General features: G+C 62.3%; 14 protein-coding genes. 3 read left to right on the top strand and 11 right to left on the bottom strand.

Translation table 11 applies throughout. The annotated features are described in order from the left end of the window. Window positions 1-376 precede the first annotated feature (376 nt). A complete protein-coding gene (locus AC1DON_RS21055) occupies window positions 377-2,572 on the top strand; it encodes a TonB-dependent receptor (protein WP_476936793.1) in 2,196 nt (731 codons plus the stop codon). A 114-nt stretch (window positions 2,573-2,686) separates the two neighbouring features. Here AC1DON_RS21055 and AC1DON_RS21050 read toward each other — a convergent pair whose 3' ends face one another. The 4 genes from AC1DON_RS21050 to AC1DON_RS21035 are packed head-to-tail and all read right to left on the bottom strand — an operon-like array spanning window position 2,687 to window position 7,367. Continuing rightward, on the bottom strand, window positions 2,687-3,862 hold the full coding sequence (locus tag AC1DON_RS21050; RefSeq protein ID WP_476936792.1) for a cytochrome P450: 1,176 nt from the start codon (window positions 3,860-3,862) through the stop codon (window positions 2,687-2,689). Window positions 3,863-3,871: 9 nt separating this feature from the next. Further along, window positions 3,872-5,239, bottom strand: coding sequence for an MmgE/PrpD family protein (locus AC1DON_RS21045; RefSeq protein ID WP_476936791.1), 1,368 nt, complete (start codon window positions 5,237-5,239; stop codon window positions 3,872-3,874). Further along, on the bottom strand, window positions 5,236-6,246 hold the full coding sequence (locus AC1DON_RS21040) for a hypothetical protein (protein ID WP_476936790.1): 1,011 nt from the start codon (window positions 6,244-6,246) through the stop codon (window positions 5,236-5,238). The genes AC1DON_RS21045 and AC1DON_RS21040 overlap by 4 nt, the downstream gene beginning before the upstream one ends. Continuing rightward, a complete protein-coding gene (locus AC1DON_RS21035; protein WP_476936789.1) occupies window positions 6,243-7,367 on the bottom strand; it encodes a CapA family protein in 1,125 nt (374 codons plus the stop codon). The genes AC1DON_RS21040 and AC1DON_RS21035 overlap by 4 nt, the downstream gene beginning before the upstream one ends. 93 nt (window positions 7,368-7,460) lie before the next feature. On the opposite strand from AC1DON_RS21035, the gene AC1DON_RS21030 reads away from it, so the two are divergent. Both AC1DON_RS21030 and AC1DON_RS21025 read left to right on the top strand, forming a co-directional pair. Continuing rightward, entirely contained in the window at window positions 7,461-8,669 is a 1,209-nt protein-coding gene (locus AC1DON_RS21030; protein ID WP_476936788.1) for a multidrug effflux MFS transporter, read from the top strand. A gap of 41 nt (window positions 8,670-8,710) precedes the next feature. After that, on the top strand, window positions 8,711-9,709 hold the full coding sequence (locus tag AC1DON_RS21025) for a LacI family DNA-binding transcriptional regulator (protein ID WP_476936787.1): 999 nt from the start codon (window positions 8,711-8,713) through the stop codon (window positions 9,707-9,709). On the opposite strand, the gene AC1DON_RS21020 is transcribed toward AC1DON_RS21025, so the two are convergent. The 7 genes from AC1DON_RS21020 to AC1DON_RS20990 form a co-directional block, all read right to left on the bottom strand. Beyond that, the gene (locus tag AC1DON_RS21020) at window positions 9,710-10,444 is read right to left on the bottom strand and encodes an OmpA family protein (RefSeq protein ID WP_476936786.1); all 735 of its coding nucleotides are present in this window, start codon (window positions 10,442-10,444) and stop codon (window positions 9,710-9,712) included. 20 nt (window positions 10,445-10,464) lie between these two features. Beyond that, window positions 10,465-11,937 (bottom strand): hypothetical protein, encoded by a 1,473-nt coding sequence (locus tag AC1DON_RS21015; protein WP_476936785.1) that lies wholly within the window; start codon window positions 11,935-11,937, stop codon window positions 10,465-10,467. Window positions 11,938-11,940: 3 nt separating this feature from the next. Continuing rightward, window positions 11,941-13,218: an MFS transporter gene (locus AC1DON_RS21010; RefSeq protein WP_476936784.1), complete on the bottom strand. Its 1,278-nt coding sequence runs from the start codon at window positions 13,216-13,218 to the stop codon at window positions 11,941-11,943. 24 nt (window positions 13,219-13,242) lie between these two features. After that, window positions 13,243-14,451, bottom strand: a complete 1,209-nt coding sequence (locus AC1DON_RS21005; protein WP_476936783.1) for a CaiB/BaiF CoA transferase family protein — start codon at window positions 14,449-14,451, stop codon at window positions 13,243-13,245. Next, window positions 14,448-15,488, bottom strand: coding sequence for a TRAP transporter substrate-binding protein DctP (dctP, locus tag AC1DON_RS21000; protein ID WP_476936782.1), 1,041 nt, complete (start codon window positions 15,486-15,488; stop codon window positions 14,448-14,450). The genes AC1DON_RS21005 and dctP overlap by 4 nt, the downstream gene beginning before the upstream one ends. Further along, window positions 15,485-16,786 (bottom strand): 2-hydroxyacyl-CoA dehydratase subunit D, encoded by a 1,302-nt coding sequence (locus tag AC1DON_RS20995; RefSeq protein ID WP_476936781.1) that lies wholly within the window; start codon window positions 16,784-16,786, stop codon window positions 15,485-15,487. Before AC1DON_RS20995 ends, dctP begins: the two co-directional genes overlap by 4 nt. Continuing rightward, a partial coding sequence (locus tag AC1DON_RS20990; RefSeq protein WP_476936780.1) for a CaiB/BaiF CoA transferase family protein occupies window positions 16,783-18,053 on the bottom strand: 1,271 nt, incomplete at its 5' end. The genes AC1DON_RS20995 and AC1DON_RS20990, both read right to left, overlap by 4 nt.

Here is an 18,053-nt window from a genome sequence, read left to right as displayed (position 1 = left end):
AGACGCGCTTTTCAATCCGGATGATCCCCGAGGGTAACGCGCTTTCATATATATATTCCTACCCTGTGTGCTTGTGGTCTTTTCATCGGCAATTCGATTGTTTCGCCTTACCGTACAGGTACTGCCGGCGACAATCCGCTGTCAATAATAATGGTTATGTTTGATAATTATATTCCATTTCGCCGCACTTGATTCATGTTGGCAAGTTGCCGTTTTGCATCATGGATTGACGAATGCAAGCGTACGGCAAAAAAAGCGCGCATTTCCGTTGCACGCCTGCTTGAACGGCGTTATGCCTTGAAAACCGTAATCACATATAATGATGATTACACATAACTATATGGCGGAAACCGCCAACAGGCCAAGGGAAACAGATATGACCAAACCGTCCAAGACGCGGGGAATCCCCTGTAAATTCCTGACCACCCTGCTCCTGGCGGGGGTCTCGTTGCCCGTTCTGGCTCAGGCGCAAGACGCTGCCGGATCCGCCTCGGAAACGAAGAATGATCCCGGAGAAGTGGTCATCACCGCAGAGCGCCGGAGCCAGCGCCTCAGTACGGTGCCGATCGCTGCCACCGTCATTACCGGGGACATCGTCCGCAAAGGCGTCAGCAATGTCGCCGATCTGCAAACCGTGGCGCCGTCAGTCGCGATCAACACCTTCAACCGCTCGACCTTCATCAATATCCGCGGCGTCGGCATCGCCCAGTCGGCACCGACCTCAAGCCCGGGCGTCGCCTACTATATCGACGGCCAGTTGATCCCCCATGAGCAGTTCATCGGCCAGAGCTTCTACGATATCGGGTCGGTCGAAGTCCTGCGGGGTCCGCAAGGCACCCTGACCGGCCAGAACTCGACCGGTGGCGCCATCTATGTCCGCACGCCTGAGCCCAAGTACAACAGCTATGGCGGGCAGCTCGATGTTACGCTTGGCGACTATGGCAAGCAACGCTTCGTCGGCGCCCTGAACGCCGGCTTTACAGAGAATGTCGCCCTGCGCGTCGCCGCTGTGATGGATCAGCGCGACAGCTATAGCACCAACATTTCGAGTAAGGCTCTGAGCCATCCCGGAAACAGCGACCTGAGCTCGGTGCGCAGCAACCTGGCCATCCGTTCCAGCGACGATCGGACCAAGTTCAATCTGCGGCTCGAATGGTTCGACCTGAAAACCGACAACAATGCGGTCAAGCGCCGTGGCGACACGGTTTCAAGCGATCCGTTCGAGATCCAGGAAGACGCCTTTTCCTACATGAACCAGAACGGCAACCGCGCTTCTCTTGAAGTGCGCCACGCCCTTACAGATGGCATGCAACTCCGTTATCTCGGTTCGTTCCAGCGCGGCTGGAACCGGGACCAGGCCGACGGCGACCGGACCGATACCCGCCCGCCGCGTCCGCCCGCGGGCAATACCGGCCGGGTGTCGAATGCCTATCAGCTCACCGCCACGACGATCCATGAAATCAACCTGATTTCGACGAATGACTCGCCGCTGCAATGGGTGGTGGGCGCGTTCCGCATGAACGAAGACATCGACCTGCTGCAACAGCGCGACAACAACCATATCGACTATGTCAGCACAGTCACGGCCACAACCAAGGCCTTTGCAGTCAATACTTCAGAGTCGATTTTCGGCCAGGCGACCTGGAAGGTGACGCCCAACTGGGAACTGCTGCTGGGTCTGCGCAACTCGACCGACACCCAGGTCTATACCCGTTACGCAGCCGGCGGCCCCTTGCTGGCGACCCCGGTCGTAGCCGAGGCGGAATCGTCAGAATCGACGGGCAAGTTCGCCGTCAACTATCACACGACCGGCGGGTCGCTTGTCTATCTGTCGGGCTCGAAAGGCTATAAGGCCGGCGGCGTCAATTTGACGCCCAACACGCCGAACTTTGGCCCCGAAACCAACTTCGTCACCGAGCTGGGCTTCAAAACTAAGCTGTTCAGCAATCGCCTGCGCGTCAATGCCGACGTCTACATGTCCGATTATCGCGACATCCAGCTGTCGAGCCTGGTCGGTACCCTGCCGACGACCCAGAACGCGACTTCGGGGGAATCGCAGGGCGCGGAAGTGGAGCTGATCGGCAATTTCGGCAATTTCAGCTTTACCGTCGGCGCGGGCTATCTCGATGCCAAGTTCTCCGAAAACGCCTGTATCTCGGACACCAATGCGCCGGGTACGGATGCGGGCTGCCCGACCAACCTGCGCTTCGTTCCGGAGGGCCGTGTCCTGCCCTTCTCGCCCAAATGGACGATCAATGGTGGGATGCAGTACGAATTCAGCCTGCCGGGCGATATGAGCCTGACGCCCCGCCTGCAATGGTCGCACGTCACTGAACAAACCGCGACCCCCTTCCCAAGCGTGAACACCATCGTGCCTGCCCGCGACGTCATCGACGCTCGCCTGACCTGGGACATCAATCGTTCCTGGCTCCTGGAAGGCTATGTCAGCAACCTGAACGACGAGGTCTATATCGCCTCGCAGATCCAGTCATCGTCGTCCGCTGACGGCGGCATCATTTACGGCGCACCACGAACCTATGGTGTCCGCGCCGTCTTCAAGTTCGGCGGGTAGTTTTCTTCGACCTGCCGATACGGCTCCCGGTGTCTGGCAACATGCATCGGGTGCTGACCTTCCCTAGAGGATCCCCCTTCCTAGCCGGATGGCCTTCGTGCCATCCGGCTTTTTTTATCGTCTGGGCTCCAGTCTTACCGGCGCCACCAATGTCCCGATCTCTGGCATGCGGGTCGGCACGACATCTCCGGCGATGGCAATGGACGACGTTTTTGCCAGCAACCTTTCGAGCGCGATACTCAGCTCCAGTCGCGCCAGGCCAGCGCCCGGACAGGTGTGTGGGCCACGCCCAAAGGCGAGAGAATCCTTGATGTTCGGACGATCCAGCCGGAAGGTCTCGGCGTCTTCGAACACCGTTTCATCGCGATTGGCCGAAGCATAGATCAGCGCGACCGGCGCGTCCTGTGGTATCGTCACACCATGCAGGGTAACGTCACGCGTCGGCGTCCGGGCAAAGCCACGATAGGGCGTGTAGAGGCGCAGGAACTCTTCCATAGCCGCCGGAATCAGCGCCGGCTCAGTCCGCAGCCTGTCCTGAAGATCGAGATGGCGGCAGAGATGGACGACGGCCGAGCCAAATACAACCTGTGGCGCGATGATGCCGACGACCAGCACCTGGCGGATGGTACCCAGGATAAGTTCATCCGGCAGGGGCTGGCCATCAACACGCGCTGCAAGGAGGGCGGAGGTGACGTCCTCATCGGGATGCAGCGGCGATGCCTTCCGGTTTTCCAGTAGCCCCCGCGCCATGTCGTAAAGTTGCAGGCTGCTCGCTTGCGTGGCCGCCTGATCTGCAGACTGAACAGCCGACCCGAAAGTGCGTGCGACATCGGCCAGCCACAGCTGATCGTCGTGCGGCAGGTTCATCCATTCGGCAAAGACGCGGATCGGCAGGACAGACGCGAAGTCGGCGCAGATATCGCCGCCGCCCTTGGCCAGCATGCCGTCGATCAGGTCGTCGCAGACACCAGCGATAAACGGCCGCAGCGACTCCACCCGGCGTTCAACCAGGACGCGATTGATGGCGCGGCGATAAGGGGTGTGCTCCGGTGGATCGAGGTGAAGCGGCGGCCGGCGGCCGGTCGTCGCCACCTTCGGCACCACGTTTTGCACGGTCGTGGTGAAAAGGGTGTAGTCGGCCGCCGCCATGGCGACGTCGGTATGACGCGTCAACGCCCAGAAGCCACCCCACGCGCTGGTGTGCGCCACCGGGCACCCGGCGCGCAGACGCCTGTAGTCTTCATACGGCGTCTCCAGCGTTTCGGGGCGGAGCGGATCGAAATCATCCATAGGTGATCCTCAAAGTCGAAAAATAGCGCCGGCATCGCGGCAGTCATCAAGCGTCAGAATGCGTCCGGCCAGGCGCTGCGCGTCCTCTGGCGGCAGTGGACGGGCGGCGCGCTGTACGCAGGCGGTGAACTTTGCGACAAGATCGTCATCGCTTAACGGGCGCGAAGGATGGCCAAGCGCCTGGTGCTCTTCGGCTGACAATACCTGCCCATCAATGAGCGTTATGACGATCCCGCCGGCGGTGGCGCGGTCGCGGCCCCAATCCGGACGGTCGAGCGGTGTAATCCTGGCAGCGAGCGCCAGAATGTCAGGATCGGACAGACTGGCGGCATCGAACGCGTTTAAAGTTATACCATCTCTTACTAGGGCAGCGGCAACGGTAAACGGCAGGCTGAACTTGGCGTCAATCGCCGTTGCCGGTGCCTGTTTGCGAGGCAGCGGGTCTATCAGCATATGCTGGACCTCGCCGCACATGACCTGAATAGACGCGATGTCGCGAACGTCCAGACCGTGACCCGCCTTCAGGCGTAATGCCAGCTCAATCGCCGTATGGGTGCCACGGCACGCGGGCCAGGGCTTGAAGCTGATCTGCTCGCCGTACCAGTGTGCGCCCAGGTCGTCCAGCAAGGGCGCGGCGTCATAATGGCCGCCAGCATAGAGGTTGAAAAAGCCCCCCTGCCCTTCCAGCGGCTGTTCGAAGCCAACAATGCCTTCGCGTGCCAGTAAAGCTGAGGTTACGGCCAATTGCGCTGGAAAGGCTTCGCGGACCGCGCGCAGAGTGGTCTCCCGGCTGTGGCGGATTTCACCGGGAGCGCCTAACTGGCAGAGCATGATGGACAAGGCATCACGCGTTTGCCTGGCGTCGAGTTTGACGAGGCGTGCCGCCACAGCCACCGCACCGACAGCCCCCAGCAACATGGGCGGATACCACCCCCCCTCTTCCAGGGGGCGCTTCAGACTGTGACCGAGCCGGCAGACAAGGTCGCAACCGATCGTCAGCGCGGTAATCAGCTCCGCACCCGAAACAGGATCGCCAGCCTGAATCATGGCCAGGGCAGCGGGGATCGCCGAAGCATTGGGGTGAAGTGGCACCGCGTCATAGGCGTCTTCGAAATCGATCGCGTGTGCCATGGCGCCGTTAGCCAAAGCGGCAAAAGGCGCCGTTGCTGTGCCGTGGCCCAGGATCGCACACGCCCCTTCTCCTTGCGCCCGCGCCATGGCGACGAAGGCTTTAATTTCGGGACACAAACCGCTGGCGGCCAGCATCACGCCTGTGCCGTCGAGCAAAAAACGGCGCGTTGCATGACGGGCGCTTTCCGGCAGGTCAGAATAGCGCGTTTCGGCAATGTGCCGGCAGATCTGGTCGGACAGGGTCACGGCTTCGCCTTGGCAAAGCGCGGTGCCAAAGCCAACAGGAAGATGGCGGCGATCAGAATGCCTGCGCCGGTCAGTTCGGCGTTGGTCGGGTGCGGCAGGCCCCAGACCCAGGCCATGACCAGAGCGGCGATAATGCCCGCCAGAAGAGACGCTGACCGCTCAAGCGGTACGCAGTAGCTGTTCTCACGCTTGTCGAGCAGGATAACCGCCGCCAGCACCGAAATGACCGTCAGCAGCAAGCCATTGGCGGCCAGCTTCCAGATGACCGGATCGGCCCATACCTTGATGAAGCCATTCGCCAGCTGGTCGGCCTGCTTGCTAATGCCGCTGGCGGCCAGCAGATACAGCGCCAGGATGGACATCGGCAGGGCGATGATCTTCTCCTCGACGAAATACCGCCGCACCGACGCCTCATCGCCGCTCTTGGAAATCTTGGTCATCACGGCAAGGCGCAGGAAATAACCGATCGTGTAAAGAACGACCGTCGCAATGGCCAATGGCGACAGGTGCAGGTTGCCGCGCGCATTGACGACGATGAACAGGGCAATGCAGACCATCACCAGGGCGGCCCAGCTCCACCACTTCACCTTGCGGCCGAACATCAGGTCGACGACCGGCGCAATGATCAGGATGTCACCCCGCATCAGCAGCTGAATAAAGGGGATGCTTATGCCTTCGAGGGTAAAGGATAGCGGCACGGTGAACAGGACGAGAGACGTACCGATACCCGACAGGAAGGTGTAAAACGTCGGGACGGGTATCCGGACCGGACCGGCCTGCAAACCGTGAGCGTCACGATGCCAGCCGGATATCCAGATGAACATCAGGGTCAGCGCCATATTGATAATCAGGGTCGACGGCATGGTTTCCAGGCCGCTTAGCGGCCGGCCGAACGCCGCCGCGGACTGGGTCGTCGCCAGCTTTGTCAGGATAATGTTCGGGATATAGGCCACCAAGTAAAAGGCGACAGTCATCTCCAGCGGCAGGGTCCAGCGCAGGGTTTTCATCCGATGCCTCTCACAACGACAAGATCATCTTCGATATCGTACACGCCGTTCAGTCCAGCCTCGGCCGTCACCGCCCGCATATAGTCGACAGTTTCCGTGAAGTGGTCATCGTCCGGCGTCACACAGCGCGGAACGGCATCGCGTCCGATATGGACCGGATAAAACCCGGCGCGCACGACCTTGCCCGCGCTGATATCAAGCCGCGCCACCATCGACAGCGCCGAGGCCTTCGGGAAGTTATAGAGGCTGTCGAAGTCGGGCACCCAGTCCTCGGCCAGGGTCTGGATTTCCTTGAAGCTCTTGGAATTGGCGTGGGCTTCGTCCATGCGCAGGTCGCAGGCGAAATTGCATAGCGAATGAAAGACGGGCTTGCCCTCGATCACCTCGATCCCTTTCAGGATATGGGCGTGGTGACCGAATATGGCATCGGCGCCGGCGGCGATGGCCGCCTTGGCGACCTCCCGCTGGTAATCGGCAATGACCGCCCGGACGAAATGTATGCCCCAGTGCAGCGACACGACCACCACATCGGCGACCGCCTTGGCGGCACGGATGTCGCTTTCGAGCGCGGCGAGGTCACCGCGATGGGCAAAGGTGTGGATACGCGCCGGCGTCCCAGGCTGGTCGTGCTCGATCTGTTCGTAGAGGGTATGGGCGCGCATCGGTGCACATCCGGCACGGCGCTCGTCCGCCCAGTAGGCCTGGGGCAGGATGGAACTGTAAGCCAACACCGCCACACGGCTGCCGTCGCGAAGGGTGCGAACAACCGGCTTGCGCGCCGCGGCGATATCTGAGCCCGCACCGACAACTGCCACGCCCTGCCCCTCGAGGTGGCCGATGCACTCCAGCATTGCCTCGCTGCCCCAGTCGAGACAGTGGTTTCCGGCCATGGAAATAACGTCGATCCCGGCCCGGGCCACGGCGCCTGCGCCTCCCACCGGCGCCAGCACGGCGTGGCGCGCCTGGGGCAGACGCAAGCCCTTGGCGGCAAAGGTGGTTTCGAGCTGCGCCAGGGTCAGGTCTGCGGCGGAGAGACGGTCGCGCACAGCATCATAACTGGTGTCCGGATCGGGACGATCCGGCGCGATATCGCCTACCGCCAGAATAACGCAAGGCTCCACAATACACCCTTGATAATTAGTTATAATTTAGAACAATATATGGCATAGCAATTTATGCAAGGGCTTGCATTTTCTTTTCGCCCGGATTTCCTGATGAACGACACGCCTGCCGAAGCCCTGCCATTTCCGGAGTTCGTCGCCCTGGTGTCGTGTCTCATGGCGATGACGGCGCTGGGAATCGACGCCATGCTGCCGGCCCTGCCTGAGATCGGCCGCTCATTGCAGGTCGGCAACGCCAATCACCTGCAATGGGTCGTGGCCATCTTTTTCTTCGGCCACGGGCTGGGGCAACTGGTCTTCGGCGTAATGTCCGACTGGCTGGGGCGCAAACGCATGCTCTTGATCGGCATCGGCCTGTTTGCTGCGCTGATGGCGGCAACAACCTTCGCGACCACCTTGCCGCTTTTGCTGACCCTGCGGCTGCTACAGGGCATGTGCGCCGCTTCGGCCAGCATCGTGACGCGCGCCGTCATTCGTGATCTGTATTCGGGCAACCGCATGGCCCGGGTCATGTCGACCAGCTATGTCATCTTCCTGGCCGTGCCCATTCTGGCGCCGAGCCTCGGCCAACTGGTGCTGCTGGCCCTGCCCTGGCAGGCCATTTTTCTGTTCATTGGCATTCTGGCCGCGGCGATCTGCGCCTGGATGTGGCTGCGGTTGCCGGAAACGCATCCGCAAGACAAGCGTCATCGTCCCAATCTCGGCCGCCTGCGCAGCGTCGGTCTGTTTGTCCTGACCCAGCCGGTCAGCGTGGTCTACACCCTGGCCGTCGGCTGCATGCTGTCGACCATGCTCGCCTACGTCTCGCTGATGCCACAGATCTTCCACGATGTCTTTGCCAAGCCCCAGTGGCTGGCGCCGGTTTTCGCCGTGTGCGCCCTGGGCATGGCTGCGGGTTCCGTGTTCAACGCCACTTTGGTTGAACGCCTGGGCGTGCGGCGCATCTCACACACCGCATTGCTCGTTTTTATCGTCGTGGCCTTCGTCCATATGGTCTGGGCGATCACCGGCCATGAAACCCTGATCAGCTTTATCGTCTTGCAAGGCCTGACCATGATGGCCATGAGCCTGTGCACTGCCAATTTCAATGCCCTGTCTATGGAACCCAATGGTGCGGTCGCAGGAACGGCAGCCTCTCTGCAGGGCGTGGTCACGGCGATGCTGGGCTCATGTCTGGCCGGTTTCGTCGGGCAGCACTGGACGGGTGACATTGCGCTCTTGCCATTAAGCGCCTGCGTATGCAGCGTGACGGCCTTGGTCTTCATCCTGTGCGGGGACAGACGCCGCCTATTGCGTAGCTGAGCAGCGCTTGCACTGTTTGTCGGGCATGATATCAAACACACATGAAACTCGACCAGCGCAATCAGACCCTGGACGACGTCGCCCTGCGCGCCGGCGTCTCGACCTCGACCGTATCGCGCTATATCAACAAGCCGTCCGTGGTCGCCGCAAAGACAGCGCAACGCATCCAGAGCGCCATCGACACAATTGGCTACGTGCCGAACCTCGTTGCCGGATCGTTGGCAACACAGAAAAGCGATCTGGTCGCTGTCCTGATCCCGCATCTGACCAGCACGGTGTTCAGCGATACCATAGAAGCCATGGTCACCGAACTGGCGGCATCGCAGCACGTGGTGATGCTGGGGATTACCGGCCTGCAGATGGAGAAAACGCACGAACTGGTGACCGCCGCCTTGTCGCGCCGCGCCGCCGCCGTCATCCTGACCAGCGAGGTTACGCCTGACCTGCGTGATTTGCTCCACAAATCGAACACCAGCGTCATCGAGATCTGGGACCTGCCGCAAGACCCCATCGACATCGCGATCGGGTTTTCCCACGAAGCGATCGGCGAGGAGATCGCCCGCTTCCTGCATATGCGTGGCTATTGCCGACCGCACCTGGTCACCAGCAATTCCGGCCGGGCGCACCGGCGCCGGGACGGGCTGGTGCGCGCGTGGGAAGCCTTGGGCGGCGCCGCACCGACTGAGGATATTGTTGATCTGCCGGTCAAGTATGGTCATGCGCGCGGCACCTTTGCCCGCATGAACCGGCTGGAAACGCGCCCCGACGTCGTGGTGTGCGGAACGGACCTTCTGGCGCAGGGCATGATCGTCGAAGCCGCCACGCATGGGTTGAAGGTCCCGGAGGACCTGGCGGTTATCGGCTTTGGCAACGCCGCGATCGCCGGTGAAATGCGCCCGACCATTACCTCGGTCGATATCGACGGTAAACGGATTGCCCGCGAAGCCATCGCCATGCTGCGCCAACGCGCCGAGGGCCGGCCACTCACCTCGAACCTGGTCGATGTCGGTTTCAGTCTCGTCGCGCGCGAGAGCGCGTAACTAAAACTCGGCCTGGATCTCCACGCGCCGCAAGGACGGCTCGGTCAGATTGCCAACAGTGGCGTCTGCAATCGGTTTTGGGTGCCCCGAAGTCCTGATGACGATCCGTTTCCGGTCGATACCCATCCGCGTCAACCAGAGTGCTGTGCGTTCCGCGCGTTCTTTTGCCAGAGCCTTGTATTCATGAATGCGCTGTCCGGACACGACCTCAGCACGGCTTGCTGCATATCCGGTGATGACAATTCGTCTGGGCTTCGCCGCCACCAGCCATTCAGCTGCTTCATTCATGTAGAAGTCCGTCGACTGGTAGGTAAAGAAGGCGCTGCCGTGCTCGAAATAGAGACGGAAGGTCCGCGCCACAAACGGCCCGGCCACCGGCTCGGCGGGCAGGTACAGCGGCTTGAACACCGTCTTCGGCAAGGCGAACTTGCGCCCCTTATAGCCTTCCGCCGGCAATATCCGGCCCACACATGTCATGTCGTCCAGCACAGAAACCCTGACCGGGTCCATGATCGTGCCGCCGCAGGCATCCGCGCCGGCTGACACCCGCCCTTCGACCAGAACGCCGTGCTGCCAGTCGGGCAGTGAGGGCGCGCCGGAAACATCGTAGGTCACGCCACTGGCCGGATCGCGCACCAGCCAGCAGCCGGATTTCCGCCCTTGGTCGGTATCGCGGTACATCGGGCAAGCGACGAAGCGCACCTCCTGCGCCGCCGCGCCGCTTGCGAAAAACATGAGCGCCCAAAAAGCCGTCTTCATAACGCGTTCAACAGGTTGATCAGGTCCTGGCGCTCCTGAGCGGTGTAGCCGATGCGATAGCGGCGATCGTAGAAATCGACCACACCCGCAGCGTCACGCGCCGAGCCATTGGAGAAGTACGGCGCACGACCAGCCATGCCGCGCATATTCTGGATGGTAACCCGGCCGATATCTGCGCAGCGCCCCGTCGTCAGCGCGAAACCCGGATCGGTCGTCAGGATGACGCGGCCATGGTTTCGGTGCGGCTTTTTGCAGGTGATCCGGAAAAGGGGCAGATGCGGCGCTGGCTCGGCATAGGTCTCGATCAAGGTGCCGATATCGACCTGGCCCGGCGCAACGTCCATGCCGGTCTGGCTCATATTATGGCAGAAGACGCAGGAATTGCGCACCGGATTGCCGAAGCCTATCGGGGAGGTAATGCCGGCGCTGTTGTCGATCAGGAAAGTCCGGTCACGAAACACTTTCGCCCCGCGCGCCACGGACTGACGCCAGGCCTTCTGCTCTTCCGTACCGTCCGAAGCCTTCTCCCAGGCGGCAAATTCGCTCCACACCGGCGTGCCGATGCTGCCGAGACGGCCGGCCTTGCCATCCAACAGAGCCTGGGGCCCGCCCGTTGCGCCGGCCCCGTCCAGCCAGCCGCCCTTGCGGCTGGTCTGTTGGGCGGTAAAGACCCGCTTTTCGAAATCGACGATCTGGGCGCGTTCGGCGTCGCTCATGGCGGCGGTCAGGCGCAGGTGGGTCTGCCCCGCCTCGACCATCTGGTCGTCCAATGTGTCCGAGCGACCATCGGCCATCAAGTTGCCGCCAATCCAGCCGCCATGCGCGTCCTTGCGCAGGGCCATGCCTTCCTTGGGATCGTAGGCAAAACCCGCCGACAAGGCGTATTTCAGGTTGGCGACGGAGCGCGGGCGACGATAGACCGAGATATTGCCGGCCTTCAAACCGTAGACCTTGCCGGTTTCGCAGCCCCAGGGATCGCGCACCACCTCGATCGTGAAGTCGGGCGTGACCGGGCGTCCGTCCCATTGCTTCGGTGGCCAGGGGCGCTGGATGCGGATCAGGCCATGATCGAGCAACAGCGAATGCGATGCGCGCAGCCCTTGCGGCAAGGTCGGGCAGTTAGCCCCGTCATAGCTGGCGAACAGGGGATCCTTGCCGCCGGTCTCGTCCCAGCGCCTGAGCGCCGTTTTCGCCGACAGCGCCATGCCATCGGCTGGCTGGTGGCAGGTGACGCAGGCCCGGCCATCCGGTCCCTGCGGCGTGAAAAAGGCGTGGTCCCTGGTCTCGATGGCGCCGCCTTCGAGGAGAACACGCAGCTCACCTTCGGCATTGGCATAATCGGCCTTGACGGGGAAGGTCCTGCCGTCGCCCGGCGCCCACCATTCCGGGCCATAGTCGACCCCGCTCATCGCTGCCGTCAGGCCGATACCCACAAGACCCAGCACGACTATGGGCATAAGCAAACGCATCGCTCAAGCTTCCTTCGCGTTGCGCAGATGCCCGGCCACCGTTGTGACGAGGATGACCGCGCCCGCAATCAGGATCGCCGCCACTGCGAAGACGGCCAGGTGGACCGAGCCGCTTTGCTGCAGGATGGCGCCGATGGCCAGGGGCGTTAGCACACCGCTCAGATTGCCGCACAGATTGATCGTGGTAATGGCAAACGGCGATCCGGCGAACACCCGCGCCGGCAGAGTCCAGAACACCGACTGAGACGCACCGAGCGCAACAGCGCCGGATACCAGACATATAAGGGCCGCCGGTCCCGCTCCGACAGAAATGGCAACCACAAGAAAGCCAGCCGCCGCCACGGCAGGAATGGCGCTGTGCCAGACGCGCTCCCTGGCGCGATCGGACAGACGGGCATTGACGAACATGCCCAGACCCAGTCCAATCCACGGCAGTGCGCTGATCCAGCCTATGGTGACAGCGTCGAAACCTGTCAGCGATTTCAAGGTTTGCGGTAGCCAGAAAATCAGGGCGTTCGATCCGGTCAGAAGCGCGAACCACAAGGCGGCCAGTGCCCAGAGACGCGGTTGCAACAACAATTTCGGAACTGACAGGTCGGCGATGGGCCCGACGGCGGCACGTTCGCGATCGGTCTCGGCGATAATCCACGCCTTCTCTTCATCACTCAGCCAGCGCGCCTTGGCCACATGGTCAGTGAGCCACGCAAAGGCGAACAGACCGAGGAGAATGGTTGGCACACCTTCCAGGAAGTACATCCATCGCCAGCCGGGCAGGTCCAGCCAGGTGATCTGCATCAACAGGCCCGACAGGGGGCCACCGATTATGACCGACGCCGGCACAGCCAGCAGGGTGAAGCCCAGTGCCCGGCCACGATACGCCTGGGGCATCCAGCGCGATACGAAGGATACCACGCCCGGCGCGAACCCGGACTCCGCCGCCCCAAGCAAAAAACGCAGGACAAAGAACTGTTCCCGCGTTTCAATAAAAGCCATGGCGGCCGCGATCGCGCCCCAGCTGACGACGGTAATTGCCGTCCACAGCCGCATGCCCAGCTTGCGATACAGCCAGATGCTTGGGAACTGAAACAGCAGATAGCCGACGAAAAACAGCGAAACGCCCTGGCCGTAGACAACCTTGTCGATGCCAAGGTCGTCATTCATGTGCAGGGCGGCAAAGCTGACATTGACCCGGTCGATCGAGCTCAGGACGATGAGCATCGTCAGCAACAGGACAAGGCGCCACCATACCTTGCGATAAACCCGATCGCCGATGTCAGGCATCTGCTTTACTCCCTCTTCCGGCTGTCAGGCTGCCCTGTCCGCGCCCGTCAGCGTCGCGATCTCGCCGCTTCCGTAACCCAGCCAGCGCAGAACCTCTTCATTATGCTCACCAAGGCGCGGCGGCGCATCGGCAACAAAAGGCCCATCGACAGCCATGCGGAAACCGGCATTGACCACACTGACCTCTTCGGTGTTCGGCAGACCCGGTATCCGGATCGGCAACAGGGCGTCGCGGTCCTTCAGGTGTGGCAAGGCGGCGGCCTCGTCGACACCGCGAACCATGCCGCAGGGAATGCCGGCGGCGCTCATTTCTGCTTCCCATTGGGCGGCGGGCCTGGCCTTGAGCGCCTGGCCGAGGTCGGCCTGCAATTCGGCTGTGTGTGCGCGGCGCAGATCGGGGGTCGCGTAACGCGGATCCGTCAGCCAGACTTCGCGGCCGATATGTTTCGCCAAGGCGCGGAACTGGTTTTCCTGCACGACACCCAGCGATATCTGCCGCCCGTCGCCTGCCTCGAAAAGCGCCGCCGTTGGCTGGCCTGAATAGCCGGTATTGCCGGTGCGCATTAAAGGCGTGCCGGTGACGAGATAAGGCGTGATCGCCGACGTCATAAAGGCCAGCGACGCATCGAACATGGCGACGTCGATGAAATCGCCGCCCTCGCCGCGCGCCTGGCGCATCAGCGCCGCCATGATGGCAAAAGCCGCAGTCTGGCCTGTCAGGGTGTCGACGGCCGGAAAGCCGACGCGCGTCGGTGGATCCCCCGGTTCGCCGCCCAGGCTCATCATGCCGCTGGTCGCCTGGACGATGTTGTCGATGGCCGGCCAGTCGCGCATCGTACCCGATTGGCCGTAGCCCGACACCGAACAATAGACGAGGTCCGGGTTGATGGCCTTGACCGCCTCATAGCCCAGCCCCAGACGCTCCATGACGCCGGGGCGGAAGTTTTCGAGCAGGACGTGGCTGCGCTTGACGAGACGGCGCGCGACCTCAAGCTGCTCAGGGTCCTTGAGATCGAGGGTAATCGACTTCTTGCCGGCATTGACGGCAATGAAGGCCGGCGCCATGCCGTCATAATTGCGGTCCGCGCCGTAGTAACGCATGGCGTCGCCTCGGCCGGGCGTCTCGATCTTGATGACTTCGGCGCCGAGGAGCCGCAGCAGGTGGGACGCATAGGGACCGGCCATGACGTGGCTGAAGTCCGCAACAACGATTCCGGCGAGGGGTTGGCTCATGTCGAATGGCTCACAGGGCAGGAGATATGGCCGTCCGGGCTCAGACTGTCCCGGCTGGCCTTGAAAACAGTGGTGCCGTCAATGCCGTAGCGCTTCAGATGGTCGGCATTGCGTTCCGCGATCTTGAGATAGAGGGCGTCAAACTGGCTCTGGTCCTGCGGTGAAACAGGAAAGGTTGTGACCCCGGCCTCCGTCGCCGCCTTCAAACCCGCAGCCTGGGCCTTGCGGATTTCGGTCGCCAGGGCCGCTTCCCAGACGGCAATGCCCTCTTCTAGGACGTCACGTTGCGTCGGTTGCAGGGTTTCGAAACGCGTCAATGTCATGGCGCGGGCCGGATAGGCGCCGCGCGAAATCTCCAGCGGCCAGTAATAGCGCGCGACTTCGGAGAAATGCAGGGCACGGAAGGTATCGCCGGGCGCCACGACGCCGTCGATAATCCCCTTGGCCAGAGCGGAATAGACCTCGCCCATCGGCATGTTTACAGGATCGGCGCCCAGTTCCCTGATGACCTCCGACAACTCCGACGGCACGCGCACGCGAAGCCCCTTCAGGTCGGCCAGCGACTTGATCGGATGGTTGCGCGTGATCAGCGACGGCATATTGCCGCCCTGGACGGCCAGAACCTTGAGCCCCTTCAGTTCATGATCGAATTGACGGGTGGACTTCTCCATACAGCGATAGAGCGCGACCTGATTTTCGATCGTGCGCACACCACTGTAGAAACCCGCCTGAATGCGCAGCAGATGGGCGCCGCCCTTGACATAGATCGGGGTGATCAGGCCGATATCGGCGACGCCATGACGCAACTCCTCCATCGACTGGTCGGACGACAGCAGTGATCCGGACCACAGTGGGCGCACATTCAGGCTGCCGCCGGAACGTTCCGCGACAAATTTCATCCAGGTCTGGTCGGCGCGGCTGAAAGGGTGCGCCGGTGAATAGGGCGTGGCATAGGTCAGGTGTGTGACACCTGGGGACACCGGCCGGGAACATCCAGCCAGGGCCATGCCGCCCATAAGGAAGGCGCGGCGTTTCATGCGGCGTCTCCCCTTATACAGCTGCGCTGCGCCAGGAAATCGGCGACCTGGGCAACCATGTGATCGTGGTTCCAGCTCTTGGCATCGACCATGTCGCCGTCCAGCGCCAGTACCGGTATGCCTGCCTGTTCGAGGGCTTCAGCGGTCAGGCGCGTACCCGATTGCGACAGGCGATTGTCCGGTGGCACCAGAACGATTGCCGCATCGATCCCGCAGCGCTTGGCTTCGGCCGTCATCCATCCGTTCATCCACGGCGGCAGGTGCAGCACCTCGTTCATCGAGCAGACGCGCGAGGACAGGGCGTGCATGTCGCGGCCATCCAAAGCGCGAATATATTGCGGGCCGGCGAACGGCATGTACATCGACCAGACGAACACGGCCCCAAGCCGGTCTTCGAGCGCCTGGTAGAAGCCCGGATCGTGCCACACACCGGCGCCGATCCACATGAGACGGATGCGTTCGTTGGCGGCGGCGCCGATGCCGGCCTTTACACGCTCGGCCACCTCATCGCGGAACCGGCGGGCGTGATCGACGGCCCAGTCCGAGCCACGATGCCATTGCGGGATCATGGTGTTGGGCATCTGGTCGGCGATCGATACCGGGCATGGCCGCGCCGCGCCAATCATTTCCGCCGCCTCCGCAATATAGCCTTCCTGCTCGTTGATCCGTTCCATCAGATGATGGAACTTGGCTTCATCGAAGCGACGCCCCGTGCGGTTTTCGAGCACGGCGATCAGGTCCTTCATTTCCTCGACCAGGAGCTGGATGCGGTCGGGCTGATACACCCGCTCCCACTTTGTCTGGGAGTGGCGGAACCAGTCGGCCTCCTTGTGTTCCCACGCCGGCGCCTCGATCGGAAAGAACTCGGTGCCGAGCGCCTGCGCCCACTGCTGGAAGACGTGCTGGATGCAGTCGCAGGTCAGGCGCGCCACCAGCAGGGCCGGTTTGGGCAAGCCGCCCCACGGCGCGCTCTTCGGATCGTTGGCCAGCGTACAGGCCAGCCCCAGCGAACAGTACTTACAACTGTTGGCCGGGTAGCCGCGTTCGACCATGGTGTCGAAATAGCGCCCCGACAGTTGTTTGGCGGAAATATAGGCTGACCACCACTGATTGGTGACCAGAGCGATATCCATGGCGTGAAAGATTTCGTGCGGGGTATCGGCCTGTGCAACGACAAAGGGCTCACCGTCATCAACGACCCGGCGTTTCAGTTCGACGCCGAACGCCTTTTGATAGGCGGTGGCGGCGCTGGTCGCCGCCAGGTCCTTGCGGCTTCTTTGGCCCGTCTCGACACTCATTTGAATACTCCAAGCGCTTGCAGTTCCTCGAAACGCCCGGCCGTAACACCGGATACATCGAGGGCGATATCGCGATTGTGCTCACCAATATCGGGAGCACGGAAAGGCGCGAAGACGTCGCGCGACAGGATGAGGGGCGTCCGGACGTGACCGAAGACACCAAGATGCGCGTGTTCGATTGGTGTCAGCGAACCGCGCACGGTAACCTGCGGATCGCGTTCCATGAGGTCTTCAATGTCCTGCACCGGCGCCGCGGCAAAACCCTGCGCCTGCAGCGCCTGCGCCAGGTCGTGCGCATCATGCTTCGCCGTCCAGACTTCCAGCGATCCATCCGCCAGAGCACTCAGCCGCTCGAATTCCGCCTGGGTGGCGGCGGAGACGGCAATCCACCTGTCTTCGCCCCTGGCTGGCAAAACTGCCTGCCAGAAGACTCCGGCTTCGTCATTGCCCTGGCGTTTAGGCGGCGCCCCCGTCTGGGCCGCCAGGATTTCGTCGCGCATCTGCTGGACGCAGATTTCATACATGGAGGCATCGATATGGCAGCCCTGCCCGGTCTCTTTCCGGCGGGCCAGCGCGGCGGACGCCATAGCCGCCATGACATAGGGAACAATGACATCGCCATAGGGCACGGCGCCGGGAATGACAGGGTCGCGGTCCGGCCAGCCGGTCAGGAAGGTCCGCCCCGAGAGGGCTCCACCGGTGCCATCAACGCCCCATTCGGACGCCAGCGGCCCGGTCTGGCCGAAGACGCTGCCCGAAACCATGATCACGCCGGGGTTACGGCGCGACAGCTCGGCATAGTCCAGACCCAGCTTGGCCATCGTGCCGGGTGAGAAGTTTTCGACCACGACATCGGCCCACGCGATCAGCGGGTCCAGGATTTCACGCGATTCCGGTCTCTTCATATCCAGCGCCAGTGAGCGCTTGGAGGTATTGAGATGCGCAAACCATGGCTTGTCGTTGAAATTGCCGGGCTGGGACGCCGACACCTGAACATCCAGCCGCGTCAGGCACGGCCGCGTGCGGGACTCGACCTTGATGACGTCTGCACCGAGGTCACCCAGGGTCTTGGTCGTCATCGAGCCAACCAGCGCCCAGGAGAAGTCGAGGACACGGACACCGGCAAGGGGGCCGCTGCGCTGCGACCTACGGACCTCCGGCCTGGCAGCCGCGGGACCTCCATAGACAGTCGCAAAGCGCGACGGTTCGCGCACGTCGCCGCCCGTCCAGAATTCACGCGCCTGCAAATGCGAATCAGCCAGGACGT

This window comes from Asticcacaulis sp. P4_H10 (assembly GCF_056400965.1).
Note: the sequence above shows the minus strand (reverse complement) of the source record. Positions and strands in the feature narration are given on the sequence as shown.